Consider the following 19,904-nt stretch of genomic DNA (forward strand, 5'->3'; position numbering starts at 1 on the left):
CCTTCCGGAGTCATCTGGCTGCCTGCTGCGGGCTGAAATGTTATGATGTTAGGTATTAGTGCGTGAAACCTCCTGTTTCACCCCAACTGTTTAAAGGCAAAGCACATGATTATCGTAACGGGTGGCGCTGGCATGATTGGCAGCAACATCGTCAAGGCGTTGAACGATCGCGGTCATACTGACATTCTGGTGGTGGATAATCTGAAAGATGGCACCAAATTCGTGAACCTGGCGGATCTGGACATCTCTGATTACATGGATAAAGAGGAATTCCTCACCTACATCATGTCCGGTGAAGATCTGGGGCCGATTGAAGCGGTGTTCCACGAAGGTGCCTGCTCAGCCACCACCGAGTGGGACGGCAAATACATGATGGACAACAACTATCAGTATTCCAAAGATCTGCTGCACTTCTGCCTGGAACGCGAAATCCCCTTCCTGTACGCCTCTTCTGCCGCCACATACGGCGGTCGTAACGACAACTTTATCGAAGAGCGTCAATACGAGCAGCCGCTCAACGTTTATGGCTACTCGAAAATGTTGTTTGACCACTACGTGCGCCAGATTCTGCCGGAAGCGGATTCGCCGGTGTGCGGCTTCCGTTACTTCAATGTGTACGGCCCGCGTGAAGGCCATAAAGGCAGCATGGCAAGCGTAGCATTCCACCTCAACACGCAAATCAGCAACGGCGAAAATCCGAAGCTGTTTGAAGGCAGCGATACTTTCCGTCGCGATTTTATCCATGTTGATGACGTGGCTGCGGTGAACCTGTGGTGCTGGGAAAATGGTATCTCCGGCATTTACAACTGCGGTACCGGCCGTGCGGAGTCCTTCCAGGAAGTGGCGGACGCGGTGCTGAAATTCCATCAGCAGGGCGAGATCGAATACATCCCGTTCCCGGACAAGCTGAAAGGCCGCTATCAGGCCTACACCCAGGCAGATCTGACCAGGCTCCGTGCGGCGGGTTATGACAAGCCGTTCAAAACCGTGGCCCAGGGGGTTGCGGAATATATGGTGTGGCTGAACCGTAACGCATAAGGGATCCGGCAGCAGCGATGAAAATTCTGGTTATTGGCCCCTCCTGGGTCGGCGATATGATGATGTCGCAAAGTCTCTATCGCACGCTCAAGGCTGAGCATCCTGAGGCTGTTATTGATGTTATGGCACCCGCCTGGTGCCGACCGCTGCTGTCACGTATGCCGGAAGTCAATCAGGCGCTGGCGATGCCACTCGGTCATGGTGCCCTGGCGCTGGGCGAACGTCGTCGGCTGGGCAAAACCTTACAGGCGAGTGGCTACGATCGCGCTTATGTGCTGCCGAACTCCTTCAAGTCGGCGCTGGTACCGTTTTTTGCCGGAATCAAACGCCGTACTGGCTGGCGTGGTGAGCTGCGTTACGGCGTATTGAATGATGTGCGGGTGCTGGATAAAGCAGCGTTTCCGTTAATGGTTCAGCGTTATGTGGCGTTGGGCTACGACAAACCTGTGCCATCTGCGCAGCAGCTGCCGCAGCCATTGTTGTGGCCGCAGCTCAGAGTTGAAGACGATGAGAAACGCATGACGGCCGCCCAGTTTGGACTTTCTGCCGATCGTCCTGTCATTGGCTTTTGCCCCGGCGCTGAGTTTGGTCCGGCAAAACGCTGGCCACATTATCATTATGCTGCGTTGGCGGAACAACTCATCAGCGAAGGCTATCAGGTGGTGCTGTTCGGTTCGGCTAAAGATCGCGAAACCGGCGATACCATTGTGCAGACCCTGCCGGAAGCCGCGCGCCATCACTGTAAAAACCTTGCGGGTGATACCCAATTGGAGCAGGCGGTCATTCTGCTGGCGCACTGTGCTGCGGTGGTGAGCAATGATTCCGGATTGATGCATATTGCCGCTGCGCTCAATCGCCCGCTGGTCGCGTTGTACGGGCCAAGCAGCCCTGACTTCACGCCGCCATTGTCACATCAGGCGCGAGTCATTCGCCTGATCACCGGCTATCACAAAGTCCGGAAAGGGGATGCCGCAGAAGGTTATCACCAGAGTCTGATAGATATTCAACCGATGCGCGTGCACCAGGAATTAAGCGCTTTGCTAACTGCGGCGCAGGAGTAAACATGCACGTCCTGATTGTGAAAACGTCCTCAATGGGCGACGTACTGCACACCCTGCCTGCATTGACCGATGCCATGCAGGCCATTCCCGGCATTCGTTTTGATTGGGCGGTGGAAGAAAACTTTGCCCAAATTCCAGCATGGCATCCTGCCGTGGATAAAGTCATGCCGGTCGCCATCCGCCGCTGGCGCAAGCATTGGTTTGGCAGCCAGCAACGTGAAGAACGCGTGTTATTTAAACGTGAGTTGCAGTCACGTCAGTACGATGTGGTGATTGATGCGCAAGGGTTGATCAAAAGCGCAGCGTTGGTCACTCGCCTGGCAAAAGGCGTGAAGCACGGACAGGACAGCCGCAGCGCTCGCGAACCCTTCGCCAGTTGGTGGTATGACAAACGCCATGAAATCAATAAACAGCAGCACGCGGTAGAACGTACTCGTGAACTGTTCGCGAAAAGCCTCGGTTATGAAAAACCAACCACGCAGGGTGACTATGCGATCGCCGGACATTTCCTGAGTTCACTGCCGCAAGATGCGCATCAGTATCTGGTGTTTTTACACGCGACGACGCGCGACAATAAACATTGGCCGGAAGCACACTGGCGCGAGCTTATTAAATTGGTGCAACCAACCGGTCTGCGCGTGAAATTACCCTGGGGTGCCGAACATGAGCATCAGCGCGCGTTGCGTCTGGCGGAAGGTTTTGACCATGTTGAGGTGCTGCCACGTCTGACACTGGAGCAGGTGGCTCGCCAGTTGGCAGGAGCATGCGCTGTGGTTTCCGTTGATACCGGGTTGAGCCATCTTACGGCAGCATTGGATCGCCCGAACATTACCCTGTATGGCCCAACGGATCCGGGGCTGATTGGTGGATATGGGAAGAATCAGATGGCGCTTGTTTCTCCAACCAGAGCATTGGGTGATTTGGTAGCCGATGAAGTAATGGCACATCTTCAGACTGTAATAGCGGAAGACGCAAAATGAATTATGTTCTGATCTATCTGATGCTGCTGCCATTGCAGTACATGATGAAACTTTTTAAAAAACCCACCGGAAAAAGTTTAGTCATCCAGACAGCGAAGATCGGCGATTTTATTAATATAACACCGATGTTGCGTGCGTTAGGCCAATCTGACGTTTTAATCAGCCGCGCTGTAGAGCCTTTGGTACGTCATGATGACACCATCGCCCATTACTATCTGATTGAAGACGCAAAGCGCAGCTTATGGAGCAAACTTTGTCTGGCGTTTACCCTGATGAATCGCTACGACAATGTTTATCTGACACAGCCGAATAGTGTTAATCTGTTCTTCGCGTCATTATGCAATGCGCCAAATAAGCAATTTTTACTGACCTATGTTCGTAAGTCCTACCATAAAGTGTTTTATCGTAGCGCGACGGGCATCGTTGAGCATACCAGGCAGAGTTTGACGCTGGATAGCTACCTGAAACTCATTAATCGGGATTATCGCTATACCGATTTTCCCAAACATGCCACCTCGCCTTTGTATGTTCCGACCACGATTCCCCTGCCGCTTAGTACTCCCGTACAAGGTATAAAGATTGGCATCAGTATCTCTGCCGGAAATAAAGCCAAGACTATCCCTGCTGCCATCTGGGCTCAGATCATTGAGTCATTGTCCTCCCTACCTTGTACGTTTTATGTTTTTGGACCTCCGGCGGAACAACCCTGGCTGGATGAATTATTAACGCTGACTGCTGACAAAAAAAACATTATCAGCCTGATTGGTCAGCTGAATTTAGAAGATGTGCCCTGGGCTATCTCACAGATGGACTTTTACATCGCATCTGATTCGGGAAATGCCTATATTGCCGATGCTCAGCAAGTTCCGGTAATTATGTTCTATGGCCCCTGTGAAATCAGAGAGCAGCGTCCGGTATATCGCGTCTTGTTTATTGGACCCGACAACATTGAAGCCTCAACCTTTGTCTTCGCCACTCGATTTAAATTTGAACAGCCCGCCGAAGTTCTGTTTGGTCTGAATGAAGATAAGATTATGAAAATTAGCAAATTTATTGAAAATAGTCAGGGGTAGTACAGCATAATGGCAACACACCTTCATACTGAGGCCGTCCAGCAAAGCGAAACACTGCTTAACACGCTGCCTCACAACGACGAATCGGTTATACATGTTGCATTTGGCATTAATCATAACTATGCCAGAGGAATGGGTATTACCCTCTTTTCATTGCTAAAGCACCATCCCACTACGGCTTTTCATATTCATATATTTACCGATACATTAGCTGATGATGATATTGATCGCCTGAAGCAATTGGCCGGTAACCAGCCGCTCGCCATAACACTCCATCTTTTCAATGACAGTTGGCTGGAAAAGCTGCCCGTAGTCGGACGCTATCCAAAGAGTATTTATTATCGGTTCCTGATTCCGGAAACTGTCGCTCGCTATAGCGATCGTGTTTTCTACCTTGATGCCGATACATTAGTGGTGGGAGATTACTCTCCGCTATTCACGCTGGATATCAGCCATGTCATCCTGTGTGCCAGTAATGACACCGTACGTGCACGCCAGAATCAATGTCCGAAGCTGGGCCTTAAACAAGGCAATTATTTTAACTCTGGTTTTATGTTGATCAATATCCCGCGTTGGCTGGCGAATGACACCACCCAGAAAATAATAGATTTATTAGTTGCTCAGGGTGCAAATTTTGGATTCCCCGACCAGGATGCATTAAACATTCTTCTGGAAAATGACACCCTGATATTGCCGGATAAATACAATTTTATTTACGACATCATTGCGAACAAGGTCTGGCATAATTTTAGCACCCCTAATGATACTGTCATGATCCACTACACTGGAAAATGCAAACCCTGGCATGCATGGAGCGGCGGTAATCTTTCACATCTTTATTTAGATTATTATCGTTTATCTCCCTGGTCATCACTGCATCTTGATAAACCTCGTCATCATAAAGAGATGAAACGTTTTGCCAGGATAAAATTCCATAAAAAAGAGTACGCTGCCAGTCTCTTCTGGATGATTAATTATATTAAACATAAATTTTTTAAATAAGAATGATGATGCGCATTGCTGAAATTTCTAAACTCATGAAAACTGAACAGGGAAGAGGGATAGTATTTTATTCTCTCACAATAATCTCGATGGCATTTTTCTTTGTCTCCGGAGAGATTTCCCGCAACGCCTATTACATGCTTACCTACATCTCGTTTTTTAGCTTCGCCTGGCTGGTGTGGCGCGAGAAAAAACTCTATTTTTACTGGATACCTACCCTGGTCCTACTTTTAGGCCTGAGTAAGTGGGTTTGGGCAATCACAACGATTAACCACCAGTTACCACTGATTGCTGAACACTATAAAATCAGTGGAAAAAGAATGATTCTGGGGGCGTTTGTCATTTACTGCGTCTATCGTCTGTCTCCTGAATGGCGATTGCCTGCCCGTCTGGTCCAGGTTGGGACGTTGATTTTGTGTCTCACGATTTTCGTTGTAGCCTGTATTGGGATTGAACAAGTTATCCATACCGGAGAACGCCCTAAAATTAATTCAGATGCGGCAACCTCTGGGGCTTACATGTTCACAGTGCTTTCGCTGGTGACCTTGTGGTCTCTCCGCCGTGTTTTTCCCCGACATTACGCCGCGCCATATTTTATCACCCTGGTTGTCTCCTTTATTTTACTCGGCGTTACCCAAACGCGTTCCGCTATTTTATTGTTCAGCCTGTTCTGCATTGCCAGTATGTTGCATCACATTGTGACCACCCCCGGGCGTTCACGATTGATTTGGCTGGGCATTTTTTCAGCCATCCTGCTTACCGGTATTTTTAGCCTCAGCAAATACTCAGACCAACTATTTGACCGCGTAGAGACGGTTAAAACAGAGGTTCAGCAATATTCCGCAGGGGATCCGAGCACCTCAATTGGTGGACGATTTGGCATGTGGCAGGCAGGATTATGGGCCTTCACGCAGCATCCGTGGGGGCAAAGTGCCGACACGCGCAGTCTGGAAACGAAAGAATGGCTGGATAAACATCAGCCGAAAAATGAAATCGCCTATCTCAATATTCAATACCATACCCACAACGATCTCGTTGAGAGCTTTTCATTGCAAGGCATCGTTGGCGGGATGATCATGCTGGGCTTTTTTCTTGGTTTATTGCTGGTGCCGTTATTTGGTAAATCTCCGCGCTACGAAGCTTTATTATTAGCTATCCCGGTTATCTATTTTAGTATGGGCGACTCGCAATTTTATAACCGAGAATCTCCCTACTTCATTCTTCTGGTGTGGGGATATTTTATGATGACGCGACAGGTAAAAACCGAGCATTCCAGGCACCATGATTAAACACGAGCGATGAAAGAAAGTATGCCCTTCCCTCTCCTCTCCATCATCACCCCAATGTACAACGCCGGGGTGATGCTGGACTCTTTTATGCAATCACTGCTGACGCAGACGCTGACCAATCTGGAGATCATCATTGTCAATGATGGTTCTACCGATGGCTCCGGTGAGCGTGCTGATGTTTATGCACAGCAGCACGCACAGGTGAGGGTAATCCATCAACCGAATGGTGGTGTATCGCGCGCGCGAAACGCGGGTCTGGCCGTAGCACGCGGCAAGTATGTGACTTTTCCAGACGCCGATGACACCATGAATCCGACGATGTATCAGACCTTAGTCGAAATGGCTGAAAGTGATAACCTCGATGCCGCCCAGTGCAATGCTGAATGGTTCTTTCAAGCCAGCCAACTTATCAAGCCGTTGATACCCCATGACCGGTTAAGGTCCACCGAAGTACTGCGTGGTCCGGAATGGTTAAATCGGGCGCTGAAGACCCATCGCTATATGCATGTTGTTTGGCTGGGTATTTATCGTCGCGAGTTAATTGAACAACTACAGTTGTATTTTGCACCCGGGTTACATCATCAGGATATTCCCTGGACGACGGAATTCATGCTCAACGCTCAACGTGTACGCTACACCGATCGCGTGCTTTATCGTTATTACATGCACGATAGTTCTGTCAGCAATCGCAAGCGCACGGGTGAAAAGAATGTGGCCTATCAACGCCATTACCTGAAAATTGCCCAAATGCTGGAGGAGATCAATGCCCGCTACCAGCATAAAGTGACAATCTACCCGACGTTTCATTATCAGATTACGCACGAAGCGTTGAGCGTCTGCCATAGTATTCGCCGTGAACCCGATGCGGGTGCGCGCCAGGCGATCATTCATGACCTCTTCGCGACCCAAACGCATAGGCGTATGCTGCGTAATGCGCGTGGCATCCGGCAATGGTATCAGTTGCTGTTGTGGCTAAGTCGTCTTTATCGCTGGCGTAAGAAATAAGCGCCGCGCCTGGCTTTCACCCCTGGTGGGTTTGCCCTACAATCAGCTCACTGAATTTTGAGATCATTTAGTATGGCAAGCCCGATTCCAGACCACTTTTCACCCCAAAATATTCTGCTGATAAAGCTGCGCCATCATGGCGATATGCTGCTGACCACGCCGGTGATCAATGCACTTCGCCAACGTTACCCACAAGCCAATATTGACGTCCTGTTGTATAAAGAAACGCGCCCAATGCTGGAAGCTCATCCGGCCATTCGGCAACTGCACATCATCGATCGCAACTGGAAAAAGGAAGGCGGCTGGCAGAAATTCCGCCATGAAGTTGCGTTGATTTCTGCTGTACGCGCGTGCCATTACGATCTGGTGATTAATCTGGCGGATCAGTGGCGTAGCGCCATTCTCACCAAACTTTCTGGTTCCCCGTTTCGTATTGGTTTCGCCTTTCACAAGCGCGATAGCGCCATCTGGCGCTGGTGCCATAACCTGCTGGTGAGTACCGATGATCACGGTAATCTCCACACCGTTGAACAAAATATGTCGGCACTGTCCCCTCTCGGCATCACCGCGGCAGGGGCCAAAGCGTCTATGCATTTCAGCGCCGCCGACCAGCAAAAAGTGCAGGAAATATTAGCCCGGCAACAGGTCAATGCACCTTATGTGGTAGTGCAACCCACTTCACGCTGGGAATTCAAATGCTGGGATGATGAAAAAGTCGCGCAGTTAATCGACGCTCTGGCCGCAGACGGTCATACCGTGGTGCTGACCTCCGCCCCGGATAAAAAAGAGTTGGCGATGATTGAACGTATCCGGTCCTTGTGTCAGAGCGACAATGTCGTATCACTCGCCGGTCAATTCTCTTTGCCACAACTGGCGGCACTGATCGCCAAAGCCCGATTGTTTATTGGTGTCGATTCCGCGCCGATGCATATGGCTGCCGCGCTTGATACGCCCTGCCTGGCGCTGTTTGGCCCCACTAAGCTACAGTTCTGGCGTCCCTGGGGCGATAATAATCGCATTATCTGGGCCGGTGATTACGGCCCCCTGCCCGACCCGGACTCCATCGACACCAAAACGCACCAGCGCTACTTAGCGATCATCCCGGTTGCCGATGTGGTCGCCGCGGCAAGGAGTTTTTTGCATGACTAAGCTACGCCTGGCAATTGTCCGGCAGAAGTATCGTCCGGACGGCGGGGCCGAGCGCTTTATTTCGCGCGCGCTGGAAGCACTGGACAGCGAGCAACTGGACCTCAATATCATTACTCGCAGCTGGCAAGGCACGCCAAACCCGGCCTGGCATCTGCACATTTGCAATCCGACCAAATTTGGCCGTGTCTCGCGTGAGCGTGGCTTTGCCGTGGCCGCCCGCGCCTGCTGGGAACGGGAAAAGTTTGATATTGTGCAGAGCCACGAGCGTATTGCGGGTTGCGATATCTTTCGCGCAGGCGATGGCGTGCATCGTGTCTGGCTGGAGCAACGCGCGCGTATTGTCTCATCATGGCAGCGCCTGAGCGCCTCGCTTAGCCCTTATCATCGCTACGTATTACAGGCCGAACGCGAAATGTTCAATGCACCGTCGCTGAAAGCGGTAATCTGTAATTCAGAGATGGTAAAGCAGGATATTTTGCGTTGTTTCTCGTTAGATGCCAGCAAGATCCATGTCATTCACAACGCTATTGATAGCCAACGTTTTCAACCGGCTACCGCAGCACAGCGCGACATATCACGCCAGCAGCTCCGGCTGCCGCAGAACGCGACGGTGATGATTTATGTTGGCTCCGGTTTTGAACGCAAAGGCTTAAAAGCGGCAATTGAAGCCGTTGCGCGCAGCGATCGCTTCCTGGTTGTCGTCGGCCAGGACAAGCAGATGACGCGTTATCAGCAGCTGGCTAACCAACTGAATTGTCTGGATCGCCTGAGATTTGTTGGTGTGCAGCAGGACGTGCAGCCTTTCTATCATGCTGCCGATGCCTTGCTGCTGCCAACACTCTATGATCCTTTTCCGAATGTGGTGCTGGAAGCCATGGCCTGCGGGTTGGCGGTGATCACCAGTACCGGTTGCGGCGGCGCTGAATTCATTCAGGCTGGTCAGGAAGGCTTCGTATGTGATGCTTTGGATATCAAAGCGTTGAATGAAGCCGTGCTGGCAATTCCATCACTTTCGCAGAACTCCGCACTGGGTGAGGCCGCACGCCGCAGAATTGAACCTTATGGTCCACAACGACTGGCACAAGCGCTGACCTCGCTTTACCAGCAAGTGCTTAAGCCTGTTTGACGAAGGGGTATGAGCAGGCGTCAGGTTTCTGATAACATGCCGTCATCTTGATTTCTTATGCTTTTTGACGCGAACCTGTCGTAACGATAACTATGACGATTCTATACACAGCCCTGCTCTACCTGATCCAGCCTCTTATCTGGCTGCGCCTGTGGCTGCGCGGTCGAAAAGCCCCGGCGTATCGCAAACGCTGGGCGGAGCGCTATGGCTATTGCAGTGGAAAAGTTGAGCCGAACGGCATTGTGCTGCATTCAGTTTCGGTGGGAGAAACCCTCGCTGCGGTGCCGCTGGTGCGCGCGCTACGCCATCGCTACCCGACACTGCCGATTACCGTGACCACCATGACACCCACCGGTTCAGAACGTGCACAATCGGCGTTTGGCAAAGATGTGCATCACGTTTATCTGCCTTACGATCTGCCGGGTGCCATCAATCGTTTCCTTGATACGGTCAATCCCAGACTGGTGATCATCATGGAAACCGAGCTGTGGCCCAACATTATCCGTATTCTGCATCAGCGTCAGATCCCGTTAGTGATTGCCAATGCGCGTCTCTCGGAACGCTCCGCGAAAGGCTACAAAAAGCTGGGCGGCTTTATGCGCGACCTGCTGCAACGCATCACTTTGATTGCGGCGCAGAATCAGGAAGATGGCGACCGTTTTCTCAGCCTCGGGCTAAAACGTTCACATCTGGCGGTCACCGGTAGCCTGAAGTTTGATATCTCAGTTACGCCGGAGCTGGCAGCTAAAGCTGTCACGCTACGTCGCCAGTGGGCACCGCGTCGCCCGGTGTGGATTGCCACCAGCACCCACGATGGTGAAGAAGCGATTGTGCTGGATGCGCATCGCCGTCTGTTGGCGCAATTTCCCGACCTGCTGCTGATTCTGGTACCGCGCCATCCGGAACGTTTTAAAGATGCCTGTGAACTGACGCAGAAGCGTGGTTTCAGTTTTACGCTACGCAGCAGCGGCGAGATCCCTTCCAGTGCTACGCAGGTGGTGATTGGCGATACCATGGGTGAACTGATGTTGTTGTACGGGATTGCCGATCTGGCCTTTGTCGGCGGCAGCCTGGTGGAACGTGGCGGTCATAACCCGCTCGAACCCGCCGCCCATGCGATTCCGGTACTGATGGGCCCGCATATCTGGAACTTCAAAGATATCTGCGCCAGGCTGCAACAGGCGGAAGGGCTGATTACCGTGACCGATGTGGTGTCACTGGAGAAAGAAGTCGCCAATCTACTACAGGATGATGACTATCGTCGCTACTATGGTCGCCACGCCGTTGACGTACTGCATCAAAATCAGGGTGCATTACAGCGTCTGCTACATTTACTCGAACCCCATTTGCCACCGCGAGCACACTAATGTCGCAACGCCAACGTCTCTCCGTGGTGATGATCGCCAAAAATGAAGCGGAACTGCTGCCGGAGGCATTGGCTTCCGTCAGTTGGGCGGATGAGATCGTGGTGCTGGATTCCGGTAGCCATGATGCAACCGCTGAGGTTGCTCGTCAGCATGGCGCTCAGGTGTACCAGGCGGAAGCCTGGGCAGGATTTGGCAAACAACGTCAGCGCGCACAAGCCAGGGCCAGTGGCGATATGATTTTGATGATCGATGCCGATGAGCGCGTTACCCCGCCGCTACGCCACGCCATCGAGCAGGTGTTGGCGCAGCCTCCTGCCGCTACCGTCTACAGCCTGAACCGCAGCAACCTGTTTCTTGGTCGCTTTATGCGGCACAGCGGTTGGTATCCCGATCGCGTGATGCGCCTGTATCCGCGCCACCTGAACTACAACGATAATCTGGTGCATGAGTCGCTGGAAACGCAAGGTGCCCCGGTCGTCAGGCTGGAGGGGGATTTACAACATCTGACCTGCCGCGATTTGGTGGTGTTCCAGCGCAAACAGTTGAACTACGCTGAAGCCTGGGCTCAGGAGCGCTTTCAGCGCGGCAAACGCTGCGGAATTTTCTCCATCTTCAGTCACACGCTTGGGGCATTTCTGAAAACCTTGCTGCTGCGTGCGGGTTTCCTTGATGGTAAACAAGGCTGGATTCTGGCTGTGGTTAACGCGCAGTACACCTTCAATAAATATTCGGCGCTGTGGGCGCTGCATCACACCTCAACACAAGGCCGCGTATGAGCACCAAAGCGATTTATCCCGGCACCTTCGATCCCATTACTCTCGGTCATCTGGATATCGTCACACGCGCTGCCCGGATGTTCGACCACATCGTGCTGGCAATTGCCGCCAGTCCGAGTAAAAAGCCGCTGTTCAGCCTGGATGAACGTGTTGATCTGGCACGCCAGGTCACGGCGCATCTGGGAAATGTTGAGGTGATCGGCTTCAGCGATTTGATGGCGAATTTCGCCAAGGCTCAACAGGCGAATGTGTTGGTGCGTGGCCTGCGTGCTGTCTCCGACTTCGAATATGAGCTACAGCTGGCACATATGAATCGCCATCTGCTGCCTGACCTCGAAAGCGTGTTTCTGATGCCATCCGAAGGTTTCTCGTTTGTTTCATCTTCGCTGGTAAAAGAAGTGGCACGTCACCAGGGCGACGTGCAGGCATTTCTGCCTGCCGTGGTACATCAGGCACTGCTGAGTAAGTTAGCGCAGCCTTAATGCTGGCAGCGTGGACACCAGAAGGTGCTGCGTTGCCCATGCTTGCCACTGACGATTGGCGTGCCGCAGGCACGACACGGCTCACCGGCCCGACCATAAACCTGTAATTCCTGGGCAAAATAGCCTGGCTTGCCGTCGGTTTGCAGAAAATCACGCAGCGTCGTGCCGCCCTGCTCAATCGAGCGTAACAATACTGCCTTGATGGTATTGGCCAAGAGCGTCGCTTCAGTCTGGCTCAGGCTCATCGCCGGACGATCAGGGATGATCCCGGCAGTAAACAGCGATTCGCTGGCGTAAATGTTTCCCACGCCCACGACCACTTTGTTATCCATCAGCCATTGTTTGATCACCGTGCGTTTACCGCGAGATTTTTCAAACAGATAGTCGCCATCAAATTCGTCGCTGAGCGGTTCCGGACCGAGATGCGCCAGCACGCTACTGCCCGCCAGGTCATGGGCCCACAGCCAGGCACCAAAGCGACGCGGATCGGTATAACGCAACACTTTGCCGTTACTCATCACCAAATCAACATGGTCATGCTTAGCTGGTGGCAGTTCGCCGGGAAGCATGCGCAGGCTACCGGACATGCCGAGATGAATGATAATCCAGCCATGCGGCAACTCCAGCAGCAGATATTTCGCACGACGCTGTACACTCAGAACCAGCTGGTCGCTTAGCGCGTGGATTTCGCTGGAAACAGGCCAGCGCAAGCGGGAATTGCGCACGACGGCGTGCAGAATGGTTTCGCCCACTAAATGGGGTTCTATGCCGCGTCGGCTGGTTTCTACCTCGGGTAATTCAGGCATCTCATCTCCTCAACGAACCGCAGAAACAAAAAACCCGGCCGAAGCCGGGTTTTTCGCAGAACACTAAAATTACTTAATTTTAGCTTCTTTGTAGATCACATGCTGACGTACAACCGGATCGAACTTTTTCAGTTCCAGTTTCTCAGGTTTAGTACGTTTGTTCTTCGTGGTGGTATAGAAGTGACCTGTACCAGCAGAGGAAACCAGCTTGATCTTCTCACGAATACCTTTAGCCATGATTCAGTTCCTTAGTACTTCTCACCACGGGCGCGGATTTCGGCCAGAACCGTATCGATGCCCTTCTTATCAATAACACGCATACCTTTAGCAGATACACGCAGAGTAACGAAGCGCTTCTCGCTCTCAACCCAGAAACGGTGTGAGTGCAGGTTCGGCAGGAAACGGCGTTTCGTCGCGTTCAATGCGTGGGAACGGTTGTTACCGGTCACCGGACGCTTTCCAGTTACCTGGCAGACTCGTGACATGTCTATTCTCCAAAAATCAAATCAGCTCGAGCTTTAAAAACTAGGTTTTGGCCGCCTCGTCAGGCCTTAGCCCGCCCAGGCGAGTTCCATGTGAACCCGCTAAGCTGGCCCAAACGCCAAACCCGAGATTCTCAAAGGTGGCGTAGTATACGCCGGTCAGCGCTGGTGCTCAAGTCCCGAACAAATAAAGATCCCTATGGATCGCGCAAAAACACACCGTTTCCGCCGGTTTCGTCACCAGAATTACAGCCAGCCACGCTCGGCAAAGGACGTAAACTCGCCATGACCGATCACCAGATGATCAAGCAGTCGGATATTCAGCAGCGTACAAGCCTTGCTGATTCTTTGGGTAATTTCCCGGTCAGCGCGGCTGGGTTCGGCAATGCCTGAAGGGTGATTGTGTGCCAGAATCACTGCCGCCGCATTGAGTTTTAGCGCTTCACGCACAATTTCGCGCGGATGGACTTCCACGCTGTTTATCGAGCCGGAAAACATTTTTTGCGCCTGTAAAACGCGGTGCTGATTGTCGAGAAACAGCGCCATAAAAATTTCCCGTTCCTGATGCGCCAACACGCTTTGCAGGTAGTGGCGTGTCACCTGCGGGTTTTCCATCACGTTTTCACGCGCCAACTGGCTGGCAAAGAAACGCCTTGCTGTCTCAGCCACCGCCTGAAGCTGAGTAATCTTGGCTACCCCTACGCCTTTAGTATCCGCCAACTGCTCCTGGTTGGCGCTCAAGACATCATACAGTGAGCCAAATTTATTCAGCATCTGTCGCGCCAGTGCCATAACGCTGACGCCGTAGGAACCGGTACGTAAAAAAATCGCCAGCAGCTCCTCATCATTCAGCGCTTCAGCGCCCTTCGACGCCAGTTTCTCTCTTGGTGCCAGTTCCATGATTACGCCCTCTTCCCTGCGTTGCGGCCATCCTGAACCAGCAACGTGGTGAAATCCAGCCAGTTTATGGGGTTTTCAGAGCCGCCTCGCAAAGGTCGCAACCCGTGAAAATGGCGCGAGTGGTTTTTGTGGTAAAGTTGCGTTATCTGCCGCGCCTGGCGCGGCAATCTGCGTTGAACCGAGGCGATTGAAAATGACGGGATTAGCCGGAAAAAAAGTTCTGCTGGGCGTAAGTGGCGGCATTGCAGCCTATAAAGCACCGGAACTGGTAAGACGATTGCGCGATCGCGGTGCCGATGTGCGTGTGATGATGACCGAAGCGGCCAAAGCGTTTATTACGCCCCTCAGCCTCCAGGCCGTATCGGGGTATCCGGTATTTGACGATCTGCTTGACCCGGCAGCCGAAGCCGCAATGGGCCACATTGAGCTGGCGAAATGGGCAGACCTGATTTTGCTGGCACCGGCTACCGCTGACCTGATTGCCCGCGTCACCGCTGGCATGGCGAACGATCTGGTGACCACAACCTGTCTGGCAACCGCGGCCCCGATTGCCATCGTGCCTGCCATGAATCAGCAAATGTATCGTGCTGCCATTACGCAGGAGAACCTGCAACGCCTGCATGCGCGTGGTGTGTTGATTTGGGGACCAGACAGCGGCAGCCAGGCCTGTGGCGATATCGGACCGGGACGGATGCTCGATCCGCTGGCGATTGTAGCTTATGCGCTGGAATGGGCCTCACCCGTCAACGATCTGCAACATCTCAACATTATGATCACCGCCGGACCGACCCGTGAGGCTCTCGACCCGGTACGTTACATCACCAATCACAGTTCAGGTAAAATGGGGTTTGCCATTGCCGCCGCCGCCGCCAGACGCGGGGCGAAAGTGACGTTGGTTGCCGGTCCGGTCACGTTGCCCACACCCGCATGGGTGCAACGCGTGGATGTCACGAGTGCTCAGGAGATGGAAGCGGCAGTGATGGCGCAAATCAGCCAACAACATATTTTCATTGCCAGCGCAGCCGTGGCAGACTACCGGGCGGCAAATATTGCCGCAGAGAAAATCAAAAAACAGGGTGGCGATGATAATGTCACACTGCAACTGGTGAAGAATCCCGACATCGTGGCGGGGGTGGCGGCACTCAAAGAGGGCCGTCCCTATGTCGTCGGGTTTGCCGCCGAAACCCGGAATGTGGAAGAATACGCGCGGCAAAAACGGGTACGTAAAAATCTCGACCTGATTTGCGCCAATGATGTGGCAAAAGCGGGCCAGGGGTTCAATAGCGACATCAATGCTCTTCACCTTTTTTGGCAGGAAGGAGAAAAAGTCTTACCGCTCAGTGATAAGACGCTCCTTGGCCAACAATTATTAGACGAGATTGTCAGCCGTTATGATGAAAAAAATCGACGTTAAAATTCTTGATGCGCGCGTAGGAACTGAGTTCCCGCTGCCGACTTATGCAACCTCGGGTTCAGCCGGACTGGATTTACGCGCCTGTCTGGATGAGGCACTGGAAATCACCCCAGGCAGCACCGTGCTGGTGCCGACTGGCCTGGCGATTCATATTGGCGATCCCAGCCTCGCGGCCGTCATTCTGCCTCGCTCCGGTCTTGGCCATAAGCACGGCATCGTGCTGGGTAACCTGGTGGGTTTGATCGACTCCGATTATCAGGGTCAGCTGATGGTTTCTGTCTGGAATCGTGGGCAGGATAGCTTCACGCTGAACCCAGGTGACCGTCTGGCACAGCTGGTCTTTGTACCTGTGGTGCAAGCCGAGTTTAATCTGGTGGAAGATTTTGACGCCAGCGTGCGTGGCGCGGGCGGCTTCGGTCACTCTGGCCGTCAGTAACACGCGCTTTTCGCTTACGCCTCTGCCCTTGCTTCTTTTCTGCTCTGTGCGCATTGAACACAGGGCAGACGCGTGAGTGTTGCCTGTTTATGGTGAATTTCAGGGGTCTTGAAGGTCATGGCAGAAAAAAAGGTCGCGAAGCGCAACCGTCGCGAAGAAATTTTGCAGGCACTGGCGCAAATGCTGGAGTCGAGCGATGGCAGCCAACGCATCACCACCGCGAAACTGGCGGCCAGTGTAGGTGTTTCTGAAGCGGCACTCTATCGTCACTTTCCCAGCAAAACACGCATGTTTGACAGCCTGATCGAGTTTATCGAAGACAGCCTGATTACGCGCATCAATCTAATCCTGAAAGATGAAAAAGAGACGGTGGCGCGCCTGCGTCTTATCGTGCAATTGCTTCTGGGATTTGGTGAGCGTAATCCGGGACTGACGCGTATTCTGACCGGCCACGCATTGATGTTTGAGCAGGACCGCCTGCAAGGACGCATCAATCAGCTGTTTGAGCGCATTGAAGTGCAGCTACGCCAGGTGATGAAAGAGAAGAAGATGCGTGATGGTGAAGGCTTCCAGACCGATGAAACCCTGCTCGCCAGCCAGCTATTGGCGTTCTGCGAAGGGTTGCTGTCGCGCTATGTCCGTTCTGAATTCCGCTATCGTCCCACCGCGGATTTCGATACCCGCTGGCCATTGTTGGCGGCACAACTGGTTTAACTGTCGCGGCGCGATAAATCGCGCCGCAACGGATGATTAAATCCCGTACTCTTTACGATACGCGCGCACTTTCGCCAGATGGTCTGCCATCTCCGGCTTCTCTTCCAGATAATCAATCAATTCCGCCAGAGTAATGATTGCCGTGACTTTACAGCGGTAATCGCGCTCCACTTCCTGAATCGCCGAGATGTCACTACGACCACGCTCCTGACGATCGAGAGAAATCAGCACGCCCGCCAGAGTGGCGTTATGGGCGTTGATGATGTCCATTGATTCGCGAATCGCCGTACCTGCGGTGATCACATCATCCACCAGCATCACTTTGCCCTGGAGCGGGCTGCCAACCAGCAGGCCACCTTCGCCGTGATCTTTGGCTTCTTTACGGTTGAAGCAGTAAGGCACGTCACGGTCATGATGATCGGCCAGTGCTACCGCAGTGGTGGTGGCGATCGGAATGCCTTTGTAAGCCGGACCAAACAGCAGGTCAAAATCAACACCGCCATCCACCAGGGCCTGCGCGTAAAAACGACCTAACAACGCCAGATCACGCCCGGTATTAAACAGACCAGCATTGAAGAAATAAGGGCTTTTGCGCCCGGATTTCAGGGTGAACTCACCAAACTTCAATACCCCTTTGTTCAGGGCGAACTCAATAAACTGACGCTGCCAGGCTTTCATTTCTCACTCCTCAAATAAAGAAAAGGCGACTCTCTGGTCGCCTGTTACATCAATCTGCTAACGCCGCTTTCTGCGCCACAATTAATTGCTCAATCCCGCCGCGCGCCAGCGCCAACAGTTGCAGCAACTCGTCATGGCTGAACGGTTCACCTTCTGCCGTGCCCTGCACTTCAATCATGCGGCCATCTTCCAGCATCACCACGTTCATATCGGTTTCTGCGGCAGAATCTTCCACATATTCAAGATCGCAACGCGCTTCGCCTTCAACGATACCGACAGAAATGGCGGCGACCATGCCTTTCAACGGACTGGATTTCAATTTGCCATCCGCCACCAGCTTGTTGAGAGCATCAGCCAGTGCTACACAGGCCCCGGTGATGGACGCGGTGCGCGTGCCACCATCAGCCTGAATCACGTCACAATCCAGCGTGATGGTGTATTCACCCAGCGCCTGCAAATCGACTGCGGCGCGCAGCGAGCGAGCGATCAGGCGCTGAATCTCCAGCGTGCGGCCACCCTGTTTGCCTTTAGCCGCTTCACGCGCCATACGGCTGTGCGTAGAACGCGGCAACATGCCGTACTCGGCGGTGACCCAGCCTTGCCCCTGGCCTTTGAGGAAACGCGGTACGCCTTCGTCAACGGTGGCAGTGCACAGCACTTTGGTTTCACCGAACTCAACAAGGACCGAGCCTTCGGCATGTTTGGTGTAGTGACGAGTGAGGGTGACGGGACGCACTTGATTGGCGTGTCGGCCTGCTGGACGCATGGTTTCTCTCCGGCTTGCTTAGGTTTGGCTGCGCATTATACGGACTTCCTCTGCGCCTGTCCTGTCCTGAGGCGGCACAATCGCAGATGAAATTCCGCTCGCTCTGTGGCTAAATGCGCGTTTTCCCACTTAAAAAGATAAATGATGACAGCGATACTCCATTTCCTGCTGGCGCTGGTGGTGATCTTTGCCCTTGCGCTTCTGGTCAGCCACGACCGTAAACAGATTCGTCCACGTTTTATTCTGCAATTGCTGCTGGTAGAAGCCGCACTCGGCTGGTTTTTCCTGCACTCCGCCAGCGGCCTGGCGGTGGTGAGTTCTGTGGGTGGTTTCTTCGAAACGCTGCTGACCTTCGCAGCTCAGGGCAGCGATTTTGTCTTCGGCGGCATGAGTAAACAGGGCCTGGCGTTTATTTTCCTCGGCGTGCTCTGCCCGATTGTTTTTATCTCTGCACTAATCGGTATTTTGCAGCATTGGCGAATTCTGCCGTTGTTGATCCGTCTGGTCGGCACCCTGCTGTCAAAAGTTAACGGCATGGGCAAACTGGAGTCGTTTAACGCGGTCAGCACCCTGATTCTTGGGCAATCGGAAAACTTCATCGCCTACAAAGGTATTCTGGGTGATATCTCCGCGCCGCGCCTCTACACCATGGCGGCAACGGCGATGTCCACGGTATCTCTCTCCATCGTTGGCGCTTATATGACGATGATTGAAGCGAAATACGTGGTCGCTGCGCTGCTGCTCAATATGTTCAGCACCTTTATTATCCTGTCGATCATCAACCCGACGCGCGCACAGGATGAAGAACATATCGCGCTCGATAAGCTGCATGAGGATCAGAGCTTTTTTGAAATGCTGGGGGAATACATTCTCGCCGGGTTCAAAGTAGCGATGATTATTCTGGCGATGCTGATTGGTTTTATCGCGCTGATTGCCGCCGTGAACGCGCTGTTTGCTGCCGTGTTCGGCTACAGTTTCCAGCAATTACTGGGGTACGTATTTTATCCGTTCGCCTGGTTGGTCGGCATTCCCTCTGCGGATGCGTTACAGGCGGCCAGCATCATGGCGACAAAACTGGTTGCCAATGAATTTGTGGCAATGATCGAGCTGAAAAAAGTGGCTGCCGAAATGACGCCACGCGGTCTGGGGATTTTGTCGGTATTCCTGGTGTCGTTCGCCAACTTCGCCTCGATCGGCATCGTCGCCGGAGCGATTAAAGGGCTGAACGAAGCGCAGGGTAACGTGGTATCGCGCTTCGGCTGGAAACTGGTGTACGGATCAACGCTGGTCAGTTTGCTGTCTGCGGCGTTTGCCGGATTGTTTATCTGATACGAATTCGTAGCGGCGCGATTTATCGCGC

22 protein-coding genes are annotated in these 19,904 nt (G+C 52.8%); 16 read left to right on the plus strand and 6 right to left on the minus strand.

Annotated elements, in window-relative coordinates; genetic code table 11:
• The first annotated feature begins 105 nt into the window (after positions 1-105).
• From rfaD to coaD, 12 genes are all read left to right on the plus strand, one after another.
• Positions 106-1,038, plus strand: coding sequence for an ADP-glyceromanno-heptose 6-epimerase (gene rfaD, locus CTZ24_RS19730; protein WP_021186115.1), 933 nt, complete (start codon positions 106-108; stop codon positions 1,036-1,038).
• A 17-nt stretch (positions 1,039-1,055) separates the two neighbouring features.
• Positions 1,056-2,099, plus strand: a complete 1,044-nt coding sequence (gene rfaF / locus CTZ24_RS19735; RefSeq protein ID WP_208724418.1) for an ADP-heptose--LPS heptosyltransferase RfaF — start codon at positions 1,056-1,058, stop codon at positions 2,097-2,099.
• A gap of 2 nt (positions 2,100-2,101) precedes the next feature.
• Positions 2,102-3,079, plus strand: coding sequence for a lipopolysaccharide heptosyltransferase RfaC (gene rfaC / locus CTZ24_RS19740; protein ID WP_021186113.1), 978 nt, complete (start codon positions 2,102-2,104; stop codon positions 3,077-3,079).
• Complete coding sequence (locus tag CTZ24_RS19745; protein WP_021186112.1) at positions 3,076-4,152, plus strand: glycosyltransferase family 9 protein; 1,077 nt, start codon at positions 3,076-3,078, stop codon at positions 4,150-4,152. The genes rfaC and CTZ24_RS19745 overlap by 4 nt, the downstream gene beginning before the upstream one ends.
• A gap of 9 nt (positions 4,153-4,161) precedes the next feature.
• On the plus strand, positions 4,162-5,154 hold the full coding sequence (locus CTZ24_RS19750) for a glycosyltransferase family 8 protein (RefSeq protein ID WP_208724419.1): 993 nt from the start codon (positions 4,162-4,164) through the stop codon (positions 5,152-5,154).
• A 35-nt stretch (positions 5,155-5,189) separates the two neighbouring features.
• Positions 5,190-6,443: an O-antigen ligase family protein gene (locus tag CTZ24_RS19755; protein ID WP_208724420.1), complete on the plus strand. Its 1,254-nt coding sequence runs from the start codon at positions 5,190-5,192 to the stop codon at positions 6,441-6,443.
• A gap of 21 nt (positions 6,444-6,464) precedes the next feature.
• Positions 6,465-7,448, plus strand: coding sequence for a glycosyltransferase (locus CTZ24_RS19760; RefSeq protein ID WP_256402038.1), 984 nt, complete (start codon positions 6,465-6,467; stop codon positions 7,446-7,448).
• 72 nt (positions 7,449-7,520) lie between these two features.
• Positions 7,521-8,597 carry a putative lipopolysaccharide heptosyltransferase III gene (gene rfaQ, locus CTZ24_RS19765; RefSeq protein ID WP_208724422.1) on the plus strand — a complete coding sequence of 359 codons (1,077 nt, stop codon included), beginning with the start codon at positions 7,521-7,523 and terminating at the stop codon, positions 8,595-8,597.
• Complete coding sequence (locus CTZ24_RS19770) at positions 8,590-9,723, plus strand: glycosyltransferase family 4 protein (RefSeq protein ID WP_208724423.1); 1,134 nt, start codon at positions 8,590-8,592, stop codon at positions 9,721-9,723. Before rfaQ ends, CTZ24_RS19770 begins: the two co-directional genes overlap by 8 nt.
• Before the next feature lie 92 nt (positions 9,724-9,815).
• Positions 9,816-11,090: a lipid IV(A) 3-deoxy-D-manno-octulosonic acid transferase gene (gene waaA, locus CTZ24_RS19775; protein WP_021186106.1), complete on the plus strand. Its 1,275-nt coding sequence runs from the start codon at positions 9,816-9,818 to the stop codon at positions 11,088-11,090.
• On the plus strand, positions 11,090-11,866 hold the full coding sequence (locus tag CTZ24_RS19780) for a glycosyltransferase family 2 protein (protein ID WP_021186105.1): 777 nt from the start codon (positions 11,090-11,092) through the stop codon (positions 11,864-11,866). The genes waaA and CTZ24_RS19780 overlap by 1 nt, the downstream gene beginning before the upstream one ends.
• Entirely contained in the window at positions 11,863-12,348 is a 486-nt protein-coding gene (gene coaD / locus CTZ24_RS19785; protein ID WP_021186104.1) for a pantetheine-phosphate adenylyltransferase, read from the plus strand. Before CTZ24_RS19780 ends, coaD begins: the two co-directional genes overlap by 4 nt.
• Here coaD and mutM read toward each other — a convergent pair.
• The 4 genes from mutM to radC form a co-directional block, all read right to left on the minus strand.
• Complete coding sequence (mutM, locus tag CTZ24_RS19790) at positions 12,345-13,154, minus strand: bifunctional DNA-formamidopyrimidine glycosylase/DNA-(apurinic or apyrimidinic site) lyase (protein ID WP_208724424.1); 810 nt, start codon at positions 13,152-13,154, stop codon at positions 12,345-12,347. The genes coaD and mutM overlap by 4 nt on opposite strands.
• A gap of 69 nt (positions 13,155-13,223) precedes the next feature.
• Complete coding sequence (rpmG, locus tag CTZ24_RS19795) at positions 13,224-13,391, minus strand: 50S ribosomal protein L33 (RefSeq protein ID WP_001051798.1); 168 nt, start codon at positions 13,389-13,391, stop codon at positions 13,224-13,226.
• An 11-nt stretch (positions 13,392-13,402) separates the two neighbouring features.
• The gene (gene rpmB / locus CTZ24_RS19800; RefSeq protein WP_013511031.1) at positions 13,403-13,639 is read right to left on the minus strand and encodes a 50S ribosomal protein L28; all 237 of its coding nucleotides are present in this window, start codon (positions 13,637-13,639) and stop codon (positions 13,403-13,405) included.
• 243 nt (positions 13,640-13,882) lie between these two features.
• Positions 13,883-14,536, minus strand: coding sequence for a RadC family protein (gene radC, locus CTZ24_RS19805; protein WP_208724425.1), 654 nt, complete (start codon positions 14,534-14,536; stop codon positions 13,883-13,885).
• A gap of 193 nt (positions 14,537-14,729) precedes the next feature.
• On the opposite strand from radC, the gene coaBC reads away from it, so the two are divergent.
• The 3 genes from coaBC (at position 14,730) to slmA (ending at position 17,100) form a co-directional block, all read left to right on the plus strand.
• Positions 14,730-15,950, plus strand: coding sequence for a bifunctional phosphopantothenoylcysteine decarboxylase/phosphopantothenate--cysteine ligase CoaBC (gene coaBC, locus CTZ24_RS19810; protein WP_208724426.1), 1,221 nt, complete (start codon positions 14,730-14,732; stop codon positions 15,948-15,950).
• Positions 15,928-16,386 carry a dUTP diphosphatase gene (gene dut, locus CTZ24_RS19815; protein ID WP_013511034.1) on the plus strand — a complete coding sequence of 153 codons (459 nt, stop codon included), beginning with the start codon at positions 15,928-15,930 and terminating at the stop codon, positions 16,384-16,386. Before coaBC ends, dut begins: the two co-directional genes overlap by 23 nt.
• 117 nt (positions 16,387-16,503) lie before the next feature.
• Positions 16,504-17,100, plus strand: coding sequence for a nucleoid occlusion factor SlmA (gene slmA / locus CTZ24_RS19820; RefSeq protein WP_021186099.1), 597 nt, complete (start codon positions 16,504-16,506; stop codon positions 17,098-17,100).
• A gap of 36 nt (positions 17,101-17,136) precedes the next feature.
• Here slmA and pyrE read toward each other — a convergent pair whose 3' ends face one another.
• On the minus strand, positions 17,137-17,778 hold the full coding sequence (gene pyrE, locus CTZ24_RS19825; RefSeq protein WP_021186098.1) for an orotate phosphoribosyltransferase: 642 nt from the start codon (positions 17,776-17,778) through the stop codon (positions 17,137-17,139).
• Between the two features lie 49 nt (positions 17,779-17,827).
• Entirely contained in the window at positions 17,828-18,544 is a 717-nt protein-coding gene (gene rph / locus CTZ24_RS19830) for a ribonuclease PH (protein ID WP_021186097.1), read from the minus strand.
• A 144-nt stretch (positions 18,545-18,688) separates the two neighbouring features.
• Between rph and CTZ24_RS19835 the strand changes: the two genes are divergently transcribed.
• Complete coding sequence (locus CTZ24_RS19835; protein ID WP_036627752.1) at positions 18,689-19,873, plus strand: NupC/NupG family nucleoside CNT transporter; 1,185 nt, start codon at positions 18,689-18,691, stop codon at positions 19,871-19,873.
• Positions 19,874-19,904: the final 31 nt, after the last annotated feature.

Origin of the sequence: Pantoea phytobeneficialis, from assembly GCF_009728735.1 — a bacterium.
GTDB classification, from domain to species: domain Bacteria; phylum Pseudomonadota; class Gammaproteobacteria; order Enterobacterales; family Enterobacteriaceae; genus Pantoea; species Pantoea phytobeneficialis.